We start from the raw sequence: 22,148 nt of genomic DNA on the forward strand, positions 1-22,148 counted from the left end.
ACATATCATACTACTAAATTAAGAAGTGTCAATATTAAAAAATTATATTTCTTCTTAGAGGATATCAGTAAATAAATTTTAATTACTAATATCCTCTAAACTCCACCTAGCTTTTGGACAGAAATTCAAAGGAGTAAATAACTTATTATTGTAACGCTCAAGTCCTGCATATGCAATCATTGCAGCATTATCGGTGCATAAGTGGATAGGTGGATAAATAAGCCGATAACCATATATTTTAGCACAGCTACTTAATATTTTTTGTAAATATTTATTAGCAGCGACACCGCCGGCAATAACTATATTCTTCTTATCAAAATTATTTGTTATTTGTTCATATGCTCTAATAGCATCTTGTACCTTACTACTTAGAATTTCTCCTATAGTAAATTGAAAACTTGCTGCTATATCATTGATTACAGTGTCATTAATTTCCTTTAAATTCATTATTAAAGTACGCACGGCAGTTTTAAGTCCTGAAAAGGACATATTGCAATTACCGCTATTAATTATAGGTTTTGGAAATTTATATTTATGAGGATCGCCAAGTTTTGCTCTTTTCTCAATTTCAGGTCCTCCGGGAAAAGCTAAGTTTAGCATTTTGGCTACCTTGTCAAAGGCTTCGCCTACAGCATCATCTATAGTAGATCCTAGTATTTTATATTTTCCGAGACCTAAAACTGCTACAAATTGGCAATGTCCGCCCGAAGCTAACAAGAGTAAATAAGGATAAGGAATATTATCGGTTAGTCTTGCGGTTAAAGCATGACCTTCTAAATGATTAATTGCAATAAAGGGTTTTTTTAAAGCACTGCTTAGTGATTTTGCAAACATTGAGCCAACTATAACACCGCCGATTAAACCTGGACCGGAAGTTGCAGCAATTGTACTAATGTCCGTTAATTTAGTGTTGCTTTCTTTTAAAACATTTTTTAATGCTTTATCTAGATGCGATAAGTGAGAACGTGCAGCAATTTCAGGTACTACCCCTCCAAAAACTGCATGTTCTGTATTTTGTGAAATGATTATATTAGATAAGATTTCTCGATTTTTGGTGATTATAGAAACAGCTGTATCATCACAGCTTGATTCTATACCTAAAATTTTTATCATTCAAATTGAAACTAATTAGAGGCGTTGTTAAGTAAAAAATGATAGTTTGCGTCATTGTGAGAAGGTGTTGTCCACGTGGATACCGATGTCATTCCCGCGTAGGCGGGCATGACATAACAGGATCCATGTAACAACACCAACACCCGCTTGCAATCACGATATCTATCTTTATTTAATAATGCCTAATTAGATACCTTTAAGGTATTTAATTGATTATACAGCTTATAAATAGATTGTTCGGCATCAATAATTTTTTTATTAACTATTTTTAATAGTTTTTCCGAAGATTTTTCTGTTATTTGCGTTGCAGTACTTACTTGCTCCGCTAAATTTTTAAGTGATTCTTGTATTTCTACAAAAGATTTTTTAAATTGTTCTTTGATAGTAATAGATGATTCTTCAAGCTCTTTAATTTTTAAGCATAGATTTTCTAATAAATGATCTATTTTAGTTTGCATTAAAGTCAATTTTTGCTTTTGTTTTTCACTAAGATAGCTTAAAGTTTCTTGCATTTTTGCCTGTATACGTACTTTTGTAGTACGTTCAAGTTCTGAAGCTAAACCGATTTTACTCATTAAAAATATTATCCATTTGTGAACGTCCAAATGATACCATTTTGCACCGTTACGATAATCTGAAGGAAAAGCATGATGGTAATTATGCCAATTTTCACCGAGTAAGAATAATGCCATCCACCAAATATCTCCAGCAGTGCCTTTGTAATATTTTTTACTACCGGCAAAGTGGCATAAAGAATTAACGCAGAAGGTTGCTTGCTGCTGTAGGAATCTACCGAGCCCCATAAATAAAAATCCTGCATATGCCGATTGCATAGTACCACCGACTAAGTAACCGATAAATAAAGGCACGACAATATTCATAAAAGCTGCTATTTGCCAATAATATTTTAGCTGCCATTTTAATAAATTGTTTTTCCCGTGCTTAGCCCAAGTAATGCGATCAATAGACTTATAGCTACCGCTCCCGACTAGCATCCATCCTATATGAGACCACATAAAGCCTAAAAATTTATTATCAAATTTTAAAGGAGTATGTGGATCTTGGTCTTGATCCGTATATCTATGATGTTTATAATGATTCGATGCCCAAGATAAAGCTGGTCCTTGTAATGTTCCTGCAGACAACATAATTAAGACAAACTCGGCATATTTATTTATTTTATAGGCATTATGAGACCATAACCTATGCAGACCGATCCCAACGGTAATATTATTAATATAATAACTAGCAATTATAAAAATAACTTCAGTTAGCCCTATTCCATAATCAAACGAATATTTAACTACAAGAGATATAATAAAAATAGGATAAAATATTAAAGCAAATAAAGCGGGCTTATTTAGTTTACTTAACATAAAATTTACAGTTTTTAGTTATAAAATATATAAATCGGCAACGAATAAAATCTTAATTATATTATACATCAACATTAATAGATATTAACATACTTAATGCATAAATACAAAGAAAATTTTGACAATAAAATTCTAGTTATCCTTTATTTAGACAATAACCGATAAACGAACGGTTGTAATAATTAAATTGTCTTTCCCTAAGACCTCTCTAATCCTATTTATATGAACATCTATGAGACGTTCATTAAAGGTCTCTTCACTTTCCCATAAATATTTTATTATTTCTTGACGCAAAAATACTTCATTTGGAACCTGAAAAAAAAGTTGTAAATTTTTAAACTCAGTAGAACCTAGAGGAATATTCAGTCCGTCTTTGTATACTTTTTCAGTATTTAAATCAATATTTAGATTCTTAAATTTAATAATATTATCTTGTACAACTGACTTGAAACGTCTCAATAAGCTCTTTAAAGTACCTACTATTTGTTCAGATAAGAAGGGCTTATAAAAAAATAGTACGTTATATTTCTGTTAGTTATTTATTGTTATTAAAGGATTTTCTTGTAATTCTGCACTAATAATCATGATAACAAGCAGCTGACTAAAAAAAATAAGTTAATGCTTTTTCTAGAGTTGAAGCCCTCATTATATTAAATCCTGCTCTCTCTTATATCATTACTTAAAGAAATACTAACACTTTTTTATTTTTTTCTTCTATAATTAAAACTTCAGGTAATAGCTTATCAAACACTGAATTAATCTTCATTAATATTTAGTTAAATAATTAAAAATTTTTGTAATAATTTTCTAATTTATTAGGGTTTATAGCAAGCTTTTTATAAAAAGAAACAAAGAAATAATAATTTTTTAAAGATAATACTTGAATTTAATAGTTTTAGTTGCTATAAATAGCTTTATTTTAAAGTTTGTTTGTTGGAGATTCTTATATATCATGAGCTTTTATGAATCAGTTTTTATTATACGTCAAGACGTATCATTAAACGATATAGATAAAATCGTTGATGATTTTGCTAAAATTATTAAAGATAATAATGGCACTATCATAAAAAAAGAATATTGGGGGTTAAGAACTTTAGCTTACAAAATCGGTAATAACAAAAAAGGACATTATTATTTTTTAGGTCTAGATATTACTGGTAATGTAAAAGAAGAGCTAGAAAGAAAAATGAAGCTTAACGAAAATATCATTAGATTTCTTACAATTCAAGCAGATTCAATTAGTAGTGAACCTTCACCGATATTAAAAAATCAAAGTACAGAGAATACTCCGGTAATTGACGTAACGATTAATAATTAAATTTGTAAGAATTAAGGTTAAAGAATGTTAAAAAGTAATAATACTAGTGAAACAGCTGCTCACAAGGTAGGAGATAAAACTGCTAAAAAAGTATTTTTTAGAAGACGTAAAGGATGCCCTCTTTCTGTGCCTAATGCACCTGTTATTGATTATAAAAACCCTGAGCTTTTAATAAAATTTGTCTCTGAAGGCGGTAGAATGTTACCAAGCAGGATCACAAATGTTTGTGCAAAGAAACAAAGAAAGCTAAATAATGCTATTAAAATTGCAAGAATTTTAGCGTTATTACCTTTTGTATTTCAAGCTAAATAAAGGCATAGTACATGGAAATTATATTAATAAAACCCGTAAGAAAATTAGGTAAAATTGGCGACATACTCAAAGTAGCAGACGGGTTTGGTCGTAATTATCTTTTACCGCAAAAATTAGCTATTAGAGCTACTGAGCCTAATAAAGAGCTAATAGTTAAACAAAAACACGAATTTGAAGCAAAAGATAAGCAAATAAGAGAAGAAGTAGAAAAAATTAATGCTCTTATTAAAGATCAACAATTAGTTTTTATCCGTCAAACATCAAATGACGGTAAACTTTTCGGTTCGGTTACTAATAAAGAAGTAGCCGATAAATTATCTGAAAATATATCTTATAATATTTCTCATTCAAATATTATTCTTGATAAACAAATTAAATCTACCGGAATTTATACAGTTGAAATAAGACTCCATGCAGAGCTTAATGCTATAGTTACGGTTATTGTTGCAAGATCAGAATCAGAAGCACAAGATTATTTACGCGAACAAAAGACTGAAACTTCAGAAGATTTAGCTGAGTCAGCATAAATTTTTTTTATCATCTAATTGTGTAGTTTTTTGTTACCATTGCAAAAGTAGAGCATTGTTGTATGGATTGAGAAATTTGCTCGATGTCATTCCCGCGTAGGCGGGCATCCAGCATAAAGCGAGATAAATCGAGCTTTTAATTTCAAGAATTTGCTGTATTTATACTTTTTTTCTGGATTCCTGCTTTCGCAGGAATGACATAAGAGCCATGCAACAACGTCCCGCCTACGCGGAAATGACATACTACTAAGTTTGACCACAATATCCAAACACTTTACAATACTAACATTTTTCAACCATGCTATATGAAAAATTTGAGTATAATATCAATAATCTAATAGGTAATTTTGGCTTATCTAAAATATCGATTGCAGTATCTGGTGGGAGCGATTCGGTAGCACTTCTTTATCTTGCTAATATTTGGGCAGAGAAAAATAATATAGAATTATTTGTTATATCGGTTGATCATAACTTACGGGAACAGTCGAAGCAAGAGACCCATTATATCCAAAATATCAGTAATAGTCTAAATCGCAAGCATTATAGTTTATCTTTTTACCATCAAAATAATTTTTCCAATTTACAAGAAAGAGCAAGAGAAGGACGCTATGATTTGATGACAAATCTATGTCTAGAACTCGATATATTAGTACTTTTAACTGCTCACCATGAAGATGATTACGTAGAAAATTTTTGTTTAAGATTAGAGCGTAATAGCGGTATATTTGGACTTAGTAGCAGTAATATCAATTGGTATAATAATATACAAATAATTAGACCGCTATATAATATTCCAAAAAGTAAATTAGTAGAATATTTAGTCAGGCATAATATAAAATGGTTTGAAGATGAGTCAAATTCATCTGATAAATATAGACGAAATGTTATTAGGCAAAAATTAGCTAAAGGTGCAGATTATATTAGACATTTTTCCAAACCAGTTTATAGAGAGGAATTTAAAGGAGACACGGAACGCAGCACCGCAGCGTACACTTTAGTACGTGAGGATGCGAGTACCGGAACGGCGTCTAAATTATCTCTAGAAGCGAAGTGTGGAAAGATGTCTAAAGCCGCAATAATCTCACAACAACTTAAAACCAACAAACTTATAGAAAACGAGTTTAAGCCTGAATTAATATCGGCGATAGCTGAAGCGGTCAAGATTTTTGAATATGGCTTTGCTTTTCTTGATTTAGTTAAATTTGATAAGTTTTCAAATGAGGTGAAAGTACAAATAATTAATTTTTTACTGATAATAATTAGTGGACAATCTAGAGTAGCTCGTTTTTATTCGGTAGAACCTATTTTGAAATTAATTACTCAAGACGTAAACTTTAAGAATACACTTCATGGCTGTATAATTAAGCGCATACAAAACGAGTTACTTATATACAGGGAATTCGGCAAAAAATTGCCTGAGAGTAAAATATTACTAGATAAATCCGTTATTTGGGATAATAGATTTTGTATCACAAAAAATCAAGAAACTCCAAATTGTTTTGTAACTCATCTATCGTTAAAAGATTATAAAATAATAAAGAAACAATTAGATTTAGAACCTTTGAAAAATCTATCCTGCAAAAACCACAATGCAGTTTTATTGACCTTACCTATCATTAAAATACTTGAAAAAGTTATAGCAATACCACATATATCATATTATGATAACGACATGTGGAACTTTGAAGTATCTTTTTCTCCAAATTTTGTATCTCGTTTCACCCATTTTTGCTAACACCGGTATTTAAGAGGTTATCTGTAAATAAATTTTAACGATAAAATTTATTTACAGACCTCTCTTATACCAATAAAAATTTTTATTAGGTTTTATATCGATGAATAATCAAGGTAGAAGTATTTTAGCTTGGGCAGCACTTTTTATTTTTGTAATATTACTTTTTAATGTGTTCCAATCTGACAGTTTACTTGGTGGAAGAAATAATATAACTTTCTCGGATTTTTTAACACGAGTTGATGAAAAGACCGTTAATTCGGTAAAAATTCAGGGTAGAGTAATTGAAGGCACTTCAAATGACGGCTCTACTTTTAATACTTATGCTCCTGATTATCCTGATTTAGTAAATCGTCTTACTAGCAATGACGTTAATATTGAAGTAGTGCCTCTTGAAACAAGAATGAATACCTTTTTAGGCTTTTTAATTTCTTGGTTTCCTATGCTTTTATTGATAGGTGTTTGGGTTTTTTTCATGCGTCAAATGCATGGAGGTGGGAAAGCCATGGGGTTTGGAAAATCTAAAGCTAGGTTGCTATCAGATAAAGGACCAAAAATTACCTTTAAAGATGTAGCAGGTATCGATGAAGCAAAAGAAGAATTAACTGAAATAGTGGATTTTTTAAGGGATCCAAGCAAGTTCCAAAAGCTTGGTGGTAAAATACCGAAAGGCTGCTTACTTATAGGTCCTCCCGGAACCGGTAAGACACTTCTTGCTAAAGCAATTGCAGGTGAGGCTAATGTTCCGTTTTTTAGCATATCCGGCTCTGATTTTGTTGAAATGTTTGTAGGTGTCGGTGCAAGCCGTGTGCGTGACATGTTTGAACAGGGTAAACGTAATGCTCCTTGTATTATCTTTATCGATGAAATTGATGCGGTAGGTCGTCATAGAGGTATCGGTATGGGTGGCGGCAATGATGAACGTGAGCAAACCTTAAACCAAATGTTAGTCGAAATGGATGGATTTGAAGCAAACGAGGGAGTTGTGATCATTGCAGCTACAAACCGTCCTGACGTTCTTGATCGTGCATTACTGCGTCCCGGTAGGTTTGATCGTCAAATTGCCGTTGCAAACCCTGATATAAACGGTCGTGAGCAAATTCTAAAAGTACATTTAAAGAAAATTAAATATAATAGTACGGTACTAGCACGAATTATTGCTCGCGGTACCCCGGGCTTTTCCGGTGCTGAACTTGCTAACTTAGTTAATGAAGCTGCTCTTATTGCTGCAAGGCTTGGTAAGAAAGAAGTAGATATGCACGACATGGAAGAGGCAAAAGATAAGGTGCTGATGGGAGTTGCACGTCGCTCCATTGCAATGTCGGAGAAAGAAAAAAGGTTGACTGCATATCATGAAGGCGGACATGCATTAGTAGGACTTTATTGTCCTGCAGCATCGCCTATTCATAAGGCTACGATTATACCGCGTGGTAATGCTCTTGGGATGGTGCAAAGACTTCCTGAAACTGATGAATATTCTCAGAATCGTGAACAGATGGAATCATCTATAGCAGTTTATATGGCAGGAAGAGTAGCGGAGGAAATTATTTTCGGTAGAAATAAAGTTACCTCAGGAGCTTCGTCGGATATAAAAGGTGCAACTAATATTGCCAGAGCGATGGTTACAAAAGCAGGTTTAAGTGATTTAATAGGACCGATATTTCACGGTTCAAGTGGTGACGATATGTATGGTAGACAACCTAATAATGAAACCTCGGAAGCTACTGCAGAGTTAATTGATGCTGAAGTTAAAAGAATTATTACGCAAGGATATGAATTTGCAAAAGATATTTTAACAAAACATATAGATCAACTTCATACCTTAGCAAATGCTTTAATTGAATATGAGACATTGTCCGGTCAGCAAATTAAAAATTTACTTAGTGGTAGAGCTTTAGATTCAGAAGAGGAGAATAAATTTCCTTTTAATGATTCATCTACTATAAAAATAGATAAAGAAAAATCACCTGAGAAAACAAAAACAACTAAAGCTAAAAAAGAAAATTACGCTTCCTAAGTTTAGTAGTATAATTTATGTATAAATTTATAGATTTATTTTGTGGTATCGGTGGTTTTAGAAAAGCCTTGGAAATAAAGGGTCTTGAATGTGTTTTTTCATAGACAAAGACGTACAAGAAGCATATAAAAGAAATTTCGGTGATAAGCCATACGGTGATATTACGGAAATATCAGAAACCAAAATCCCTAAACATGATATTTTATGTGCCGGTTTTCCTTGCCAATCTTTTAGTATTTCAGGTAAGAGGCTTGGTATAGGAGATGTAGACTTTTGTATGAAATAATCAGAATAGTACAATATCACAAACCCTATATATTATTGCTTGAGAATGTTAAAAATATTCTGAATATTAATAATGGCAGCGTAATTGAAACTAAAAAATTAGATGAGATTATAAAATATATATGACTCAATAAAAGAGCAGTTTAATGGATAATGGAATATACTCGATCAACTTCAAAAATTGGCTAAGTCGTTCTACAAGTACTGCGGTACTCACGTATTAAGTATATGCTGCGTTCCTCGTCTTGTGAACTCCTGGCTCTTTTTGCAGTTGATCTTCGTATATGGATTGCTAACTATAAATATCGTCATTGTGAGTAGGCGTTGTTGCGTGGACCAGTAAATGCTTTTGATGTCATTCCCGCAGAAGCGGGAATCCAGTAAAACCTACAAAAAATTTGTTTTTTTAGGTTTATTTTGTTAGTACTAAGACTATTTTTTCTGGATTCCTGCTGCTGCGGGAATAACATCGGTATCCACGCTGGCAATACCTTGTGAGTAACTGTAAGTAGCATGGCAACCTAGAGATATTAATGTCATCCACGTAACAGGTATGAAAGATTGTGAATTAGCTAATTATTTTGTATAGTTCTAAAAACAAATTTTAAGAGAGTGCTTAAAATGGCAGAGTTAAGGTTACCGCCAAATTCAGTAGTAAAAAAAGGTAGAGAGCATAAAGAACAAGAGGAAATGCTTAAACCTAGAAAGATAAAAATTTATAGGTATGACCCTGATCTTGATAAGAATCCTACTATCGATAGTTTTGAGATAGATTTAAGCAAAACCGGACCGATGGTTTTAGATGCTTTAATTAAAATCAAAAACGACATCGATTCTACTTTAACTTTTAGGCGTTCTTGTCGGGAAGGAATTTGCGGTAGTTGTGCAATGAATATTGACGGTACAAATACTTTAGCATGCATAAAACCAATAGAAGATATATCAGGCGATATCAAAATCTATCCGCTTCCTCATATGAAAGTAGTGAAAGATTTAGTACCTGATATGTCGCATTTTTATGCACAATACGAATCTATAGAACCTTGGCTCAAAACCGATAGCCCTACCCCTTCAAACTCTGAAAGGTTACAGTCGATTAAAGACCGAGAAAAGCTTGACGGTTTATATGAGTGTATATTATGTGCTTGCTGTTCTACTTCTTGTCCTAGCTATTGGTGGAACGGTGATAAATATTTGGGTCCTGCGATTTTACTACAAGCATATAGATGGATTGCCGATTCAAGGGATGATAATACCGGTGAACGTCTTGAAGCTTTAGAAGACCCATTTAAGCTTTACCGTTGTCATACGATTATGAACTGTACTAAGACCTGCCCGAAAGGCTTAAATCCTGCTAAAGCTATCGGTAAAATAAAAAGTTTAATTGCAGAACGTCACGGTTTGTGATTCTTAATTAATTATTTTTAAAAATGATAAAATAATGAAAAAAGCAATTATTTTCTGTTGATTGTAATAATACCATGATACAAGGTGATATGAATTATTGTGTCGCTGCAGAATATAAGAAAGTTGATAAGAAACTAAATCAAATATACCAAGAAATATTAAAACATATTTCAGACAAACGAGAACAAGTGAATTTACTTAAAAAATCCCCAAATTTATGGATTAAGTACCGAGATGCTGATTGTGAATTTCGAAGTTTTGGGGTTTATGGCGGTTCCGTATATCCAATGATACTGCTTATGTGTCTTACATCTTACAGGAAAAACCGAAGAGCGTATAAAAAAGAATTTGAAGCCATGCTGAAATGTGAAGAAGGGAACTTAAGTTGTCCATTTATAATCAAGACTCAGAACCTAGGTTTTTTTGTGGACATTTCTAGTTGATTTGCTATTTTGAGGTATTTTGTAACAAAAATTAATAAGATTTTTGCGGAATAGTTAGTCATATTTCAAAAAAATCTTATAATTTGCAGCAACAAATAGCCAAAATTAAATCTTTTTAGAAATGTCCACAAAAAAACCTAAATTAATTCATAATTTGTAATACTTTAAATAATTCTCCCATTTGTTTCGGTGATATTAGTCTTTCTACCTGTCTTTCTATTATTTGTGCCTGCTCAGACATCTTTCCAAACTCTACTTCTAGAGGTAATTTATACGTCGATCCGATACTCGCATCCTCACGTACTAAAGTGTACGCTGCGGTGCTGTGTTTCGTGTCTCCTTTAAATTCCTCTCTATAAGCGAATTTGGCATGATGTCTATCATTAAGCTTGTCTTGCAATGTTTGTTTACGTAATAAGATTCCATTTTCTATTAAAAAATCTCGTTGCGATATTGTATCTATTACGTTTATTTTGCTGTTTTTAGCTACCGTCTTTAATGCATAAAAATCCACATGTGCCGATAAATCAGCTTCTCCAAGATTGTCAAGGATGGGGCAATATTTATGGTTTTTAACCGCTTGTAATGTTTGATTATATTGATATCTAGTTCTACCATTCGGAGCTATATCATAGCCGTAATCTATTATTAAGCCACTGCCGCTTAGTCTTTTTAGATGCTGCGCTATAAATTTTATAATTTCTATCGATTTATAAGATTCTTCAAGTACTGCCCCGTCTTTTGCTTCAATATGAGTACACAGCAGATATTCTTGTAGTTGCTTATTAACGCTTATTTTATCGTATTTAATTCTTTCATCTACCGGCTGCACTACAAATATTCTTTCATACCATAATTCCTTGACTTTAATATATTGCTTTATCGGTATAGCATCAAAGAATTCGTTAGCTATTATTATAGTAGGTTTTTTTGGTATATCTTCTACAAATGATTGATGACTAATCGGTAAATTAATATCTTGTAAATTGGCCTTTTGATAAGCAATAAAATTTTTATTAATTTCTATTAGTTCAATTGATAAGGCTTTATAAAATTCCGGTACTAATTTTGCAGTACGTAGTAAATCACGCATTAATAGACCTCGACCAGGACCAAGCTCTACTAAACTAAGACTTTTTGGGCAGCCAATTCTTTGCCACTCTCTGATACACCATAAGCCGATAATTTCACCGAATAGCTGTGAAATTTCAGGAGCCGTAACAAAGTCACCTTCATTAGCTAATGATTTTACTTGCTTATAATAGGAAGTAGGATTTAAGTTTAATACCTCCTGCATGAGGACATCGCAAGTAATATAACCGTTTTGATCAATTAATTGTCTTATTTTGGATTCGATTGACATATTAAATAACCTCCTAAAAGTAACATAGGTACAGATAAAATCTGTCCCATAGTTAAGCTATCTAAAATAAACCCGATTTGTATGTCGGGTTCTCTAAATATTTCAATAGTGATTCGGAAAAGACCGTAAAATGTGAAAAATATTCCTGAGTTTAAACCGCACTTTTTAAGAGTTTTGTGCTTAAATGTTGTATATGCTAAGATACTAAATAATACTAAACCTTCAAAAAAAGCTTCATATAATTGACTAGGATGTCTTGGCATCAAATCGCTATTCGGAAAAATCATACCAAAAGAAGAATTTGTAATACGTCCGTATAGTTCGCCGTTAATAAAATTAGCGATTCTACCTAAAAATAATCCGATAGGTACTACAGGGGCTATTATATCCGTGAGACTTAAAAAATTAATTTTATATTTTCGGCAAAACAAATAAGCAGTAATAATCCCCCCTAAAGCTCCGCCATGGAAAGACATCCCGCCTTCATAAGTTTTTAAGATATCTATTGGATTTGAAAAATATCTAGAAGGGTTATATAATAAAACAAACCCTAGTCTGCCTCCGACTATTATGCCTATAACGGCATAAGTAATGAAATCTTCTAGATTTTTTTTGGTAATTTGAGGCTTAAATTTTTCTATAATTTTATTTGCATAGAACCAGCCTAGCAAAATTCCTATTACATATGAAAGAGAATACCAAGAGATAGCAAGTGGACCTATAGAGAAAATAATTGGATTGATATTAGGAAATGTCATAGATAAATAAGTTATTTAATTCATTTAACGTCTGAGTTACGGAAAATTACGTAAGTAATTGACTAGGCAATTCAGTTTTTTATTATTTTTATGGGTTGCCGCAGCTGCTTCGTGGCTTTGCAATGACAGTATCTATATTTGCTTAGCAATACCAAATTCTTTTGAGTTAAAATTATTGATAAAAATAAAATTCTTAATAATAATAAAAAAGATTTATATTTACAATAATAATGATAGGTAAAATATGCAATATTTAATGGATCTATATCATACCTCAAGTACTGAGTTAGTATTATTGTTTGTTATGTTAGTATCTCTCATACCGGTGATATTTCTAATTAAAAGATTAATTTTTATTCCGGTAAAAAATTATTTAACTAGACATCATTACGATGATTATGAAAGGATAAAAAAATATCCTATATTTCGTTATTTATTACATACTTTATTAGCACTTTACTTTGTATGTTGGGGAAAGATTTTTCATCCTACTTCTTTTAAAGCACATGTATTACTGGGAATCAAAGATACTATAGTAATCTTATATACTGGTATACCTGTGACGATGTTATTATTAACGCTTATAGATGCTTTTGCAGATCTGTATCACAATAGAATCAAAGCCGTTACAAAAAATGCACCACTTAGCTTATATTTTCAAATATTAAAAATTATTGTCATAGTTATTGCAGCAATGGTAACTATTTCATATATATTAAATATTTCGCTTAGTACATTCTTAACAAGCTTAGGTGCAGCCACAGCTCTTTTAACATTTGTTTTCAAAGATACCGTTTTAGGATTACTTGCAAGCTTGCAACTAACTACTCAAGAAATTATTAATATTGGAGACTGGGTACGTATAGGCGCAATTGAAGGAACAGTTGAAAAAATTACTATTTCCGTAGTAACAATTAGGAATTTTGACCATTCTATTTCCACAGTTCCTACTTACAGCATTTTAAATTCTAACGTAACTAATTATAGAGGAATTAGTGAATCAGGAGCAAGAAGGGTAAAGAGAGTATTTAATATTAATATGGCAACTATTAACTTCTGTGATGCTACTATTTTAAAAGCACTAAAAAAATCTCCTTATATATCAAAGGATGTAATAGATAAAATCACTCTTGATAAAGAAGAGAAAGATTTAACCAACATTAAACTATTCAAATTATATATTCAGGAATATCTAAAAAATAATCCAGCAGTTTATACCGAAGGGTTTACTTTTCTAGTAAGACAGCTTGAACCTACGATTAATGGGTTGCCTATAGAAATATATATCTTTGTTAAAGAAGTAAATTTAGTAGGTTATGAAAATATACAGGACAATATTTCTGAACATTTCATTTCTATACTTCCTGAATTTAAATTAAAAATATTTCAGAATGTAGGAGTGGTATAATATATCCGAAGTAAAATGAAAAGTAGTAAAAATAAATTAAATTTGTATTCAAGATGGAAGTTGTCTTTCAGCTTGGATATTTACTACTTTTGAAAGCAAAGAAGTATATTATACTACTTGATTATTTACTCTAAATGCTTTAAAACTTAAAGCTTTAAAAATATTAAAATTTAAGACCTAGGAATGAATAATAATATAATTAATTTAATAGCCGCTATTATACTGTCTTTAAGTATAATTTTCGGTTGGCAGTATTTTGTTGTAAAACCTGAACAAAAAAAACAGCAACAGCAAATAGCAGTGCAGAAAGCAGAAAATTTAAAGAAACAACAGTTAAAAGCTGTAGTCGAACCTGCAACTGGTATTGTTGTGCAAGAAGAAAGTCAAGTACAGCGTATTAAAATAGAATCTGAATCACTTACCGGTTCTATTTCATTAAAAGGACTTAGATTTGATGATTTAATATTAAAGAAATATAAACAAGATTTATCTAAAAATAGTCCTGAAGTGAGGTTATTTTCACCGGCTAATACAGAAAATGCATATTTTGCTGAAGTTGGTTTAGTTAGTAATTTATCTAGTGTAAAACTCCCTAACAACGATACTATATGGAATAGTGATAGTGAAATATTAAGCCCTGAAAAACCTGTGCATTTATTTTGGGTTAATGAAGACGGAGTTAAATTTTTAGTTACTATTACTGTCGATGAAAACTATTTATTTACTATAGAGCAAACCATCGTTAATAATAGTGATAAAGAACTTCCTGTGCAATCTTACGGTTTAATAAATCGTAAATATATTGCCGTAGAGAAAGCGGTGAATATATTACATCAAGGGCCTATCGGGTGTATAGACGAGAATCTTAAAGAATATTCTTATGATGATATTAAAGATAAGAAAAGTGAAAAATTTGTAGCAAGTAAGGTTGATTGGATAGGGATTACCGATAAATATTGGTTATCTTCCTTGATTCCGGATAAATCAAGTAATTACAGCTCGAATTTTAATTATGCTCTTAAGCAAGGGACTGAAAGATATCAGGTAGATTTTATTTCACCGGTACAAATAATAAAGCCTGGCGAAGATTTTTCAATTAAAAGCAGAATTTTTGCTGGAGCAAAAAAAGTAGACTTGCTTGATAAATATGAAAAGCAATATGATATTAAATTATTTGATAGAGCTATTGATTTCGGCTGGTTCTATATAATTACCAAACCGGTTTTCTACGCCATGAATTTTTTCTATGGCTATGTCGGTAATTTCGGTGTTAGTATATTAATTGTTACGGTTATAATTAAGCTATTAATGTTTACTTTAGCCAATAAGTCTTATCGTTCGATGAAAAAAATGAAAAATTTACAGCCGGAAATCGATAGGATAAAAAATTTATACAGTGATGATAAAGCACGTTTAAATCAAGAAATTATGGCTTTATATAAAAAAGAAAAAGTAAATCCGGTAGCTGGTTGTTTACCTATACTTGTTCAAATTCCGGTATTTTTCTCCATTTATAAAGTATTGTATGTAACTATTGAAATGCGGCAAGCACCGTTTTACGGTTGGATTAAAGACTTATCTGCATCTGACCCTACTACTATTTTTAATTTATTCGGCTTATTACCGTTTTCGCCGCCGTTATTTTTAATGATTGGAGCATGGCCTATTTTAATGGCTATTACTATGTTCTTACAGCAAAAAATGAGTCCTGAACCTGCGGATCCGATGCAAGCTCAAGTAATGAAATTTATGCCGCTAATTTTTTTATTTATGTTTAGTAGTTTTCCTGTGGGACTTTTAATATATTGGTCTTGGAATAATATTCTATCCATCATTCAACAATATTATATTAATAAATTTAATTAATGAGAATAGATAAAAATTTACCTAATTATTTAACTATTGCTCGAATAATGGTAATTCCAGTTATTATACTGGTATTTTATATAAATAATTCACTTGCACGTACACTTGGGGCATTATTATTTGTTTTAGCTAGTATTACGGATTTTTTTGACGGTTATATTGCAAGAAAATATAATTTAGTGACAAGTTTCGGCAAGATGTTTGACCCTATAGCAGATAAGCTACTTGTAGGTTGCGTTATTATCATGCTACTAAAAAAAGATAATGTAGATGAGATACCTTGCTTATTAATTTTAGCACGAGAATTTTTAGTTAGCGGTCTTCGGGAATTTTTAACTCTAGTAAAGGTTAGTGTGCCTGTATCGAGACTTGCTAAGGTCAAAACGTTTTTACAAATGTTTGCTTTATCGATATTGATACTAGGCTCGAAAGGTTCAGGAATTATTTATTTAGATATAGTAGGGGAAATAATTTTATGGATTGCCGCTTTTTTAACAATCATTACAGGTTATTCTTATTTTAAAGCCTGTAAGAAATATTTTTAAATAGGAGAATTTTATGATACATGTAAAATATATAATTTTAGGGTTTATTATGGTGTCTAGTTTAAATCTTTACGCTGCTAACAATGTATAATTGCCAATAAGAAAGTTGTGAAGGTAGAAGTAAGTAATGAACATTTAAAAACATTAAATGAAGCTTCTACTCTTTTAATTAGTTGTGTAGATTTTAGATTAATAGACGAAACAGATAAATTAATGAAGCAATTAGGATGAGAAGATAATTTTGATAAAGTATCACTGCCCGGTGCATCGCTTGCTCTCATTAACGACAAATATACTTATTGGGGAAAAATAATAGAAGATACTATTGAGATTTTGCAAGAATTACATAACATAAAACAAATTGTTTTTCTTGATCATAGAGAATGTGGAGCTTATAAAATACTTATAGGTCAGGAACAGCTAAATACCAAGGAAAAAGAAACGGCAGCACATGCAGCAATTTTAAACAAGGCCCGTGATATAATAAAAGAAAAATTCCCCCAATTAAAAGTTTATACTTTTTTAATGGGTCTTGATGGTGTAGTAGAGCAGATTTATGAAATACCTAGCTAAAAGCGGAGTTGTTGTATGGATAGGTTTATCCGTCATTGCGAGGACATTGCGTAGCAATTGACGAAGCAATCTCAGGAGTTTGTTATTATTTCATGAGATTGCCGCCACAGCCTACGGCTGCTCGCAATGACGATTTTTGACCCGCACAATAACGGCTAAGAAAAGTAATTTATTTTGTATTTTTGCTCTTATTATCATTAGAATCAGCAGTATTATTCTTTTGGTCGTTTTCTACCGATAGCTTAGAGATAGATAGTTTTTGTTTATATTTTTGTTGCTCTGCTAAAAAATTTTGAGCCTCTTTGGAAAGCCTGTTATATAGTTCACGTTTCTTCTTATTAATCTTGACTATTGCTACTCTATATTTTTGTATTTCCTCCCGTACTTCCGGTTTTATAGTACCGGCGTAAGCAGAAAAATCATCTATAATTTTTTGTGTTGTAATATCGTTAGTTTTTGCTGCATCTTTTTTTGAGCCGTCAGAAGTTGTACTATTGGCAAAGCAGCTTGTACTAAGTAAAATAGCTATTCCAAATATTATTTTTTTTATCATATAAACCTTAAGCCTTATTCTTGATAAGTAGACCATTTTTAAGTCTAATAGTCAATAGACTTCTTTTGGAACTCTACTTCTAGGGGTAATTTATACGTCAAGCCGGTACTCGCATCCTCACGTACTTTTTTATACGCTGCGGTGCTGCGTTCCGTGTTTCCTCCAAATTCCTCCCTATAAGCGAGTTCGAAAAGAAGTCTATTATATAATAGAAATTATATGTATTTTCTATTTGTATGTTATTGTTTGGTGAGTATAAATATACTAATAGTTGGGAAAAATATACAATATTATAATAATAACGCTCAAGAGTTTTATAGCAGAACAATCAATGCAGATTTGTCTGATAACTATAAAGCATTTACTAGCTATTTACCTGAACAAGCTCATATTTTAGATGCAGGTTGCGGAGTTGGTCGTGATACACGATATTGTTTAAGTCAAAGATATCAAGTTACTGCTTTTGACGGTTCAACCGAAATGGTTAAATGAGCTACAAAAGCAACCGGAATAAGATGTACTGCACTCCACTTTTCAAGATATCGATTTTAAGGAGTCGTTTGATGGTGTTTGGGCTCAAGCAACTCTCCTTTATGTACCTTATAATGAAACAATCAATGTGTATAAAAAATTCATGCTGCATTAAAGCCGGAAGGCATTTTTTATGTTTCTTACGGATACGGTTCAGAGATTATACAACGTGATGATCGTGATTTTTACAATATGCATGAAGATACAATAAAACCTTATTTTAACAGGCTTTTTGAAATAGTTAAAATATGGACGGAAAAGAGTAAGAGATTCTCTCCAAGTAAAGAGGCATTATGGTTAAATTTTATTGTTAAAAAAAGTAAAACAATATGATTAGATTAGTTTACTTATTTCTTGCTTTAATAATCAGTTTTAAAATATAAAGGAATATAAAGGCTTAATATATAATCGTTATGAAAAAGATAAGCATGTGATTCATGTCTTAACTATTGATCCTAAGAATTTTGGGTTAAAACTAGTTAAAGCTCATAATCAGGTGATAAGGCAGAGAAACAGTAAACGTTATGGCATACCGCACTAATGCAGCTGCTGCTATTAATGTCGGATTCTTTGAAATCGCTGGTAGTGATGACGGCAGACCAAGTCTTATTTTAATGATAGACAGCAAGCTATTTAGCCTTAGAAAACAACTACAAAGTTTGTTAATTATAGATCAGGGCAATATTCAAATTACCAAGGCTAGTGCAAAAATTTTAGTAGCAATAGGCGATAAATCTGTTATTCCAAATCAAGTTCATTATTTTTCAAACCTAAAAGATACTACTTTCTATAATGATGTTTGGGCGTCTACCACATTAACGTCGTATACTAACAAAGAAATTTTGATTGATCAGAATAGGTCTAATTTTATTGTTACGGCAATAAGTAAGCATGGTGATAATCAAATCCCACAGAAAGGCTTTATATTGTCCTTTCCACAAGCAACAAGTTTGCCGGTAGTAAATATAAATGATTCTGTAAAGTTAATTTTGGAATTTATCGATAAAGACGGTAAGCTTATAAATTTAAGTAACACTGCTTCAATAGTAACCGGTATTCCCTTATTGGTTCAAAACGGTAAAAATGTTGTAGATAATCCAAAGCAAGATGATCCGGCTCATGCTCGTACTGCCTTAGGAGTGTGTAATGACGGCACTATAGTTATAGTTGTAGTCGAGCATATTTATAAGCAACATGTAAAAGACCTTAAGCTTGTGCAAGTAAGATCAATATTACGGCAAGAGAAAGAAATAAATGTTGATAAATTAATAATCCCTGAAGCTTTGAAAATTTTAGAAAAACACCTTGTTAATTATACTGTGATAGGATTAACTAAAACAGAACTTGCAGATTATATGTTAACTTGGATATGAATCGGCAATCAATTTATACGGTGGCGGTTCTTCTACATTATTCATGGGCGGAAAAATTATAAATAATGTAACAGGTGATGAAGATGAAGCTTTAGGCGAACATCGCGTGCGTCCCGTATCCGATTCAATAGTATTATACCAAATAATATAAAGTAAATTTTCGCGGGAATGACATACTCAAATTTTAGCTAGAATGATATTTGAGATTTAGAGAACTCTAAGATTTTATATTTTCCTGCTCCATTGCTTTTTTACGCATTTCTAAATATTCTTCTTTAGTCATTATTTTTTTGGGAGCTACATAATCTAAAAATACTTTTCCGTTTAGATGATCGATTTCATGCTGGATAACTCTTGCTAAAAATCCTTCTGCGATACCTTGAATTTGATTGCCATTTATATCATATGCGTGATAATGAATTTTCTTGAATCTTGCTACCGGTCCTGTAGCATTTTCAACAGAAAAGCATTCCTCGTAATCTTCATGTTTATCAATACCTATCGGTTTATATGAGGGGTTAATCCAAATAGTTTTAGGTATTGTATCCTTAAGGTCAGGATGCCATTTTTTTAACTCTGCATCTTCATGTACAGCAAATATTATTATACATTTTGATATGCCTATTTGCGGTGCAGCAAGTCCTGCACAATTTTCTTCTTGATCATATTTCTTTTCTAAAATAGATATATTACGTAAATCTTCTGAAGATAACGGAAAGTTTAAAGTTTGTGCCTTTATTCTAATAGTTTTATCCTCTGAACTATTTAAGGTTTGAATGTTCAAAGTTACATATTGCGGTAATGAAATATTGTTTTCATTTTTCATATTACTTTTACAACCTGTTATAAAAATTATAGCAGTTAATAATAGAGCTGTTTTTAATTTGGACATATATTTTATTATAATAATTTATAAATAGAAAATTATAGATAGAAACTAAAATCAAGTAAATAAATTGTCATATTTCTTTTACGCATCCTATAGTTAATAATTTTATTTAATTTCTTTTGAGAAAAATCAATAAGTTTGACTTTTCTAACATATTCTAGTATAATATTCATCTTCACAACAAATAGAAAAATTTAATTTATGAATACTCCCAAAAATGACAATTATCTCTCGGAACTAAGCAAGGTAATTTGGCCTATAGAAAGATATGAAAATAAGAAGTTTCTTCCTATGGCGTTTATGATGTTCTGTATTTTATTAAACTACTCAACGCTTCGTTCAATTAAAGACGGGTTTGTAGTAACGGATATAGGAGCAGAAGCAATAAGTTTCTTAAAAACATATATAGTACTACCTTCTGCTGTAATCGCTATGGTAATTTATGTTAAGCTCTGCGATATTTTAAAGCAAGAAAACGTGTTTTATGTTATTACTTCATTTTTCTTAGGGTATTTTGCATTATTTGCGTTTGTTCTTTACCCTTACCCTGATTTAGTTCATCCTGATCCTGAAACCATAGAATCTTGGAGTGTAGCTTATCCTAATTTCAAATGGTTTATAAGAATAGTTGGGAAATGGAGTTTTGCATCTTTTTATACTATGGCAGAGCTTTGGGGAACAATGATGCTTAGTTTATTATTTTGGCAATTTGCTAACCAAATTACTAAAACCGATGAAGCTAAACGTTTTTACTCAATGTTTGGTTTACTTGCTAATTTAGCATTGCCTGTAACATCCGTAATTATTGGATATTGCTTGCATGAAAAAACTCAAATAGTTGCAGAACATCTAAAATTTGTGCCTTTATTTGTTATAATGATAACAAGTAGCTTTTTGGTAATATTAACATATAGATGGATGAATAAAAACGTTCTAACCGATCCTAGACTTTATGATCCGGCATTAGTAAAAGAAAAGAAAGCTAAAGCTAAAATGTCATTAATAGACAGTTTTAAAATGATCTTTACTTCTAAGTATGTAGGTTATATTGCATTGTTACTTATTGCTTACGGTGTTTCAGTAAATTTAGTTGAAGGTGTTTGGAAATCCAAAGTAAAAGAATTATATCCGACGAAAGAGGCTTACACTATATATATGGGGAAGTTCCAATTTTATCAGGGTTGGGTTGCAATTGCTTTCATGCTTATAGGTAGTAATATTTTAAGAAAAGTATCATGGCTAACTGCAGCTATGATAACTCCATTAATGATGTTAATTACCGGTGCAGCGTTTTTTGTATTTATCTTTTTTGATAGTGTTATTGCTATGCATTTAACAGGTATTCTTGCTTCAGGTCCTTTAGCACTTGCTGTTATGATCGGTATGATTCAAAATGTTTTAAGTAAAGGTGTAAAATATTCTTTATTTGATGCCACTAAAAACATGGCGTATATTCCGCTTGATAAGGATTTACGAGTAAAAGGGCAAGCTGCTGTTGAAGTTATTGGAGGAAGATTTGGTAAATCAGGCGGTGCTATTATTCAATCTACATTCTTTATTTTATTTCCTGCATTTGGTTTTGTAGAGGCAACTCCTTATTTTGCTTCTATATTCTTTGTAATAGTAATATTATGGATATATGCCGTTAAAGGTTTAAATAAAGAGTATAAAGTTTTGGTAAATAAAACCGAAAATAGAATTTGTTAAAATTTATTTACTGCTAGACTCTTAAACTTGCTTTTTTTATACTCGGAGAGTT

At 31.5% G+C, this 22,148-nt stretch carries 22 protein-coding genes and 3 pseudogenes; 17 read left to right on the forward strand and 8 right to left on the reverse strand.

The genetic code is table 11. From position 1 onward, the window contains the following. Positions 1 to 78: 78 nt before the first annotated feature. The 3 genes from tsaD to RAF_RS00325 form a co-directional block, all read right to left on the reverse strand. Positions 79 to 1,113 carry a tRNA (adenosine(37)-N6)-threonylcarbamoyltransferase complex transferase subunit TsaD gene (gene tsaD, locus RAF_RS00315; RefSeq protein WP_012719330.1) on the reverse strand — a complete coding sequence of 345 codons (1,035 nt, stop codon included), beginning with the start codon at positions 1,111 to 1,113 and terminating at the stop codon, positions 79 to 81. Positions 1,114 to 1,295: 182 nt separating this feature from the next. Beyond that, the gene (locus RAF_RS00320; RefSeq protein WP_012719331.1) at positions 1,296 to 2,489 is read right to left on the reverse strand and encodes a fatty acid desaturase; all 1,194 of its coding nucleotides are present in this window, start codon (positions 2,487 to 2,489) and stop codon (positions 1,296 to 1,298) included. 147 nt (positions 2,490 to 2,636) lie between these two features. Then, entirely contained in the window at positions 2,637 to 2,948 is a 312-nt protein-coding gene (locus RAF_RS00325) for a winged helix-turn-helix domain-containing protein (protein ID WP_012719332.1), read from the reverse strand. 493 nt (positions 2,949 to 3,441) lie between these two features. On the opposite strand from RAF_RS00325, the gene rpsF reads away from it, so the two are divergent. The 8 genes and pseudogenes from rpsF (at position 3,442) to RAF_RS00370 (ending at position 10,530) form a co-directional block, all read left to right on the forward strand. Further along, positions 3,442 to 3,807: a 30S ribosomal protein S6 gene (gene rpsF / locus RAF_RS00335; protein WP_010976750.1), complete on the forward strand. Its 366-nt coding sequence runs from the start codon at positions 3,442 to 3,444 to the stop codon at positions 3,805 to 3,807. A 24-nt stretch (positions 3,808 to 3,831) separates the two neighbouring features. Continuing rightward, positions 3,832 to 4,119: a 30S ribosomal protein S18 gene (rpsR, locus tag RAF_RS00340; RefSeq protein WP_012719334.1), complete on the forward strand. Its 288-nt coding sequence runs from the start codon at positions 3,832 to 3,834 to the stop codon at positions 4,117 to 4,119. Positions 4,120 to 4,130: 11 nt separating this feature from the next. Further along, the gene (rplI, locus tag RAF_RS00345; RefSeq protein WP_012719335.1) at positions 4,131 to 4,646 is read left to right on the forward strand and encodes a 50S ribosomal protein L9; all 516 of its coding nucleotides are present in this window, start codon (positions 4,131 to 4,133) and stop codon (positions 4,644 to 4,646) included. Positions 4,647 to 4,944: 298 nt separating this feature from the next. Beyond that, complete coding sequence (gene tilS / locus RAF_RS00350; RefSeq protein ID WP_012719336.1) at positions 4,945 to 6,381, forward strand: tRNA lysidine(34) synthetase TilS; 1,437 nt, start codon at positions 4,945 to 4,947, stop codon at positions 6,379 to 6,381. Positions 6,382 to 6,481: 100 nt separating this feature from the next. Next, positions 6,482 to 8,395, forward strand: coding sequence for an ATP-dependent zinc metalloprotease FtsH (ftsH, locus tag RAF_RS00355; protein WP_012719337.1), 1,914 nt, complete (start codon positions 6,482 to 6,484; stop codon positions 8,393 to 8,395). Positions 8,396 to 8,412: 17 nt separating this feature from the next. Then, a pseudogene (locus RAF_RS09595) lies at positions 8,413 to 8,806 on the forward strand (DNA cytosine methyltransferase). Between the two features lie 495 nt (positions 8,807 to 9,301). Then, entirely contained in the window at positions 9,302 to 10,087 is a 786-nt protein-coding gene (locus tag RAF_RS00365) for a succinate dehydrogenase iron-sulfur subunit (protein ID WP_012719339.1), read from the forward strand. 74 nt (positions 10,088 to 10,161) lie between these two features. Continuing rightward, on the forward strand, positions 10,162 to 10,530 hold the full coding sequence (locus RAF_RS00370) for a lysozyme inhibitor LprI family protein (RefSeq protein WP_012719340.1): 369 nt from the start codon (positions 10,162 to 10,164) through the stop codon (positions 10,528 to 10,530). A gap of 142 nt (positions 10,531 to 10,672) precedes the next feature. Here the strand turns inward: RAF_RS00370 and RAF_RS00375 are convergent, their stop codons facing one another. Next, positions 10,673 to 11,893 carry a class I SAM-dependent methyltransferase gene (locus RAF_RS00375; protein ID WP_012719341.1) on the reverse strand — a complete coding sequence of 407 codons (1,221 nt, stop codon included), beginning with the start codon at positions 11,891 to 11,893 and terminating at the stop codon, positions 10,673 to 10,675. Next, positions 11,872 to 12,651 (reverse strand): prolipoprotein diacylglyceryl transferase, encoded by a 780-nt coding sequence (lgt, locus tag RAF_RS00380; RefSeq protein WP_012719342.1) that lies wholly within the window; start codon positions 12,649 to 12,651, stop codon positions 11,872 to 11,874. Before lgt ends, RAF_RS00375 begins: the two co-directional genes overlap by 22 nt. Before the next feature lie 244 nt (positions 12,652 to 12,895). On the opposite strand from lgt, the gene RAF_RS00385 reads away from it, so the two are divergent. From RAF_RS00385 to RAF_RS00400, 4 genes and pseudogenes are all read left to right on the forward strand, one after another. After that, the gene (locus RAF_RS00385; protein WP_012719343.1) at positions 12,896 to 14,059 is read left to right on the forward strand and encodes a mechanosensitive ion channel family protein; all 1,164 of its coding nucleotides are present in this window, start codon (positions 12,896 to 12,898) and stop codon (positions 14,057 to 14,059) included. Between the two features lie 183 nt (positions 14,060 to 14,242). Continuing rightward, a complete protein-coding gene (gene yidC, locus RAF_RS00390; protein ID WP_012719344.1) occupies positions 14,243 to 15,925 on the forward strand; it encodes a membrane protein insertase YidC in 1,683 nt (560 codons plus the stop codon). Beyond that, positions 15,925 to 16,470: a CDP-diacylglycerol--glycerol-3-phosphate 3-phosphatidyltransferase gene (pgsA, locus tag RAF_RS00395; protein WP_012719345.1), complete on the forward strand. Its 546-nt coding sequence runs from the start codon at positions 15,925 to 15,927 to the stop codon at positions 16,468 to 16,470. Before yidC ends, pgsA begins: the two co-directional genes overlap by 1 nt. 13 nt (positions 16,471 to 16,483) lie before the next feature. Further along, positions 16,484 to 17,043 (forward strand): annotated as a pseudogene (locus RAF_RS00400) (carbonic anhydrase). A 169-nt stretch (positions 17,044 to 17,212) separates the two neighbouring features. Here the strand turns inward: RAF_RS00400 and RAF_RS00405 are convergent. Both RAF_RS00405 and RAF_RS07225 read right to left on the reverse strand, forming a co-directional pair. Beyond that, positions 17,213 to 17,596: a hypothetical protein gene (locus RAF_RS00405; RefSeq protein ID WP_041471794.1), complete on the reverse strand. Its 384-nt coding sequence runs from the start codon at positions 17,594 to 17,596 to the stop codon at positions 17,213 to 17,215. A gap of 50 nt (positions 17,597 to 17,646) precedes the next feature. After that, a pseudogene (locus RAF_RS07225) lies at positions 17,647 to 17,796 on the reverse strand (palindromic element RPE1 domain-containing protein); the annotation flags it as partial. A gap of 19 nt (positions 17,797 to 17,815) precedes the next feature. On the opposite strand from RAF_RS07225, the gene RAF_RS00410 reads away from it, so the two are divergent. From RAF_RS00410 to RAF_RS10245, 4 genes are all read left to right on the forward strand, one after another. Next, a complete protein-coding gene (locus RAF_RS00410) occupies positions 17,816 to 18,088 on the forward strand; it encodes a class I SAM-dependent methyltransferase (RefSeq protein ID WP_012719349.1) in 273 nt (90 codons plus the stop codon). Positions 18,089 to 18,319: 231 nt separating this feature from the next. After that, positions 18,320 to 18,460, forward strand: a complete 141-nt coding sequence (locus RAF_RS00415) for a hypothetical protein (protein WP_016769756.1) — start codon at positions 18,320 to 18,322, stop codon at positions 18,458 to 18,460. 191 nt (positions 18,461 to 18,651) lie between these two features. Then, the gene (locus tag RAF_RS00420; protein WP_012719350.1) at positions 18,652 to 19,500 is read left to right on the forward strand and encodes a phosphodiester glycosidase family protein; all 849 of its coding nucleotides are present in this window, start codon (positions 18,652 to 18,654) and stop codon (positions 19,498 to 19,500) included. Between the two features lie 43 nt (positions 19,501 to 19,543). Continuing rightward, on the forward strand, positions 19,544 to 19,651 hold the full coding sequence (locus RAF_RS10245; protein ID WP_014419687.1) for a hypothetical protein: 108 nt from the start codon (positions 19,544 to 19,546) through the stop codon (positions 19,649 to 19,651). A gap of 66 nt (positions 19,652 to 19,717) precedes the next feature. Here the strand turns inward: RAF_RS10245 and RAF_RS00425 are convergent, their stop codons facing one another. Continuing rightward, the gene (locus RAF_RS00425; RefSeq protein ID WP_012719351.1) at positions 19,718 to 20,392 is read right to left on the reverse strand and encodes a peptide deformylase; all 675 of its coding nucleotides are present in this window, start codon (positions 20,390 to 20,392) and stop codon (positions 19,718 to 19,720) included. Positions 20,393 to 20,590: 198 nt separating this feature from the next. Between RAF_RS00425 and tlc1 the strand changes: the two genes are divergently transcribed. Continuing rightward, entirely contained in the window at positions 20,591 to 22,096 is a 1,506-nt protein-coding gene (gene tlc1, locus RAF_RS00430; RefSeq protein WP_012719352.1) for an ATP/ADP exchange transporter Tlc1, read from the forward strand. Positions 22,097 to 22,148: the final 52 nt, after the last annotated feature.

This window comes from Rickettsia africae ESF-5, assembly GCF_000023005.1.
Lineage (GTDB): Bacteria > Pseudomonadota > Alphaproteobacteria > Rickettsiales > Rickettsiaceae > Rickettsia > Rickettsia rickettsii.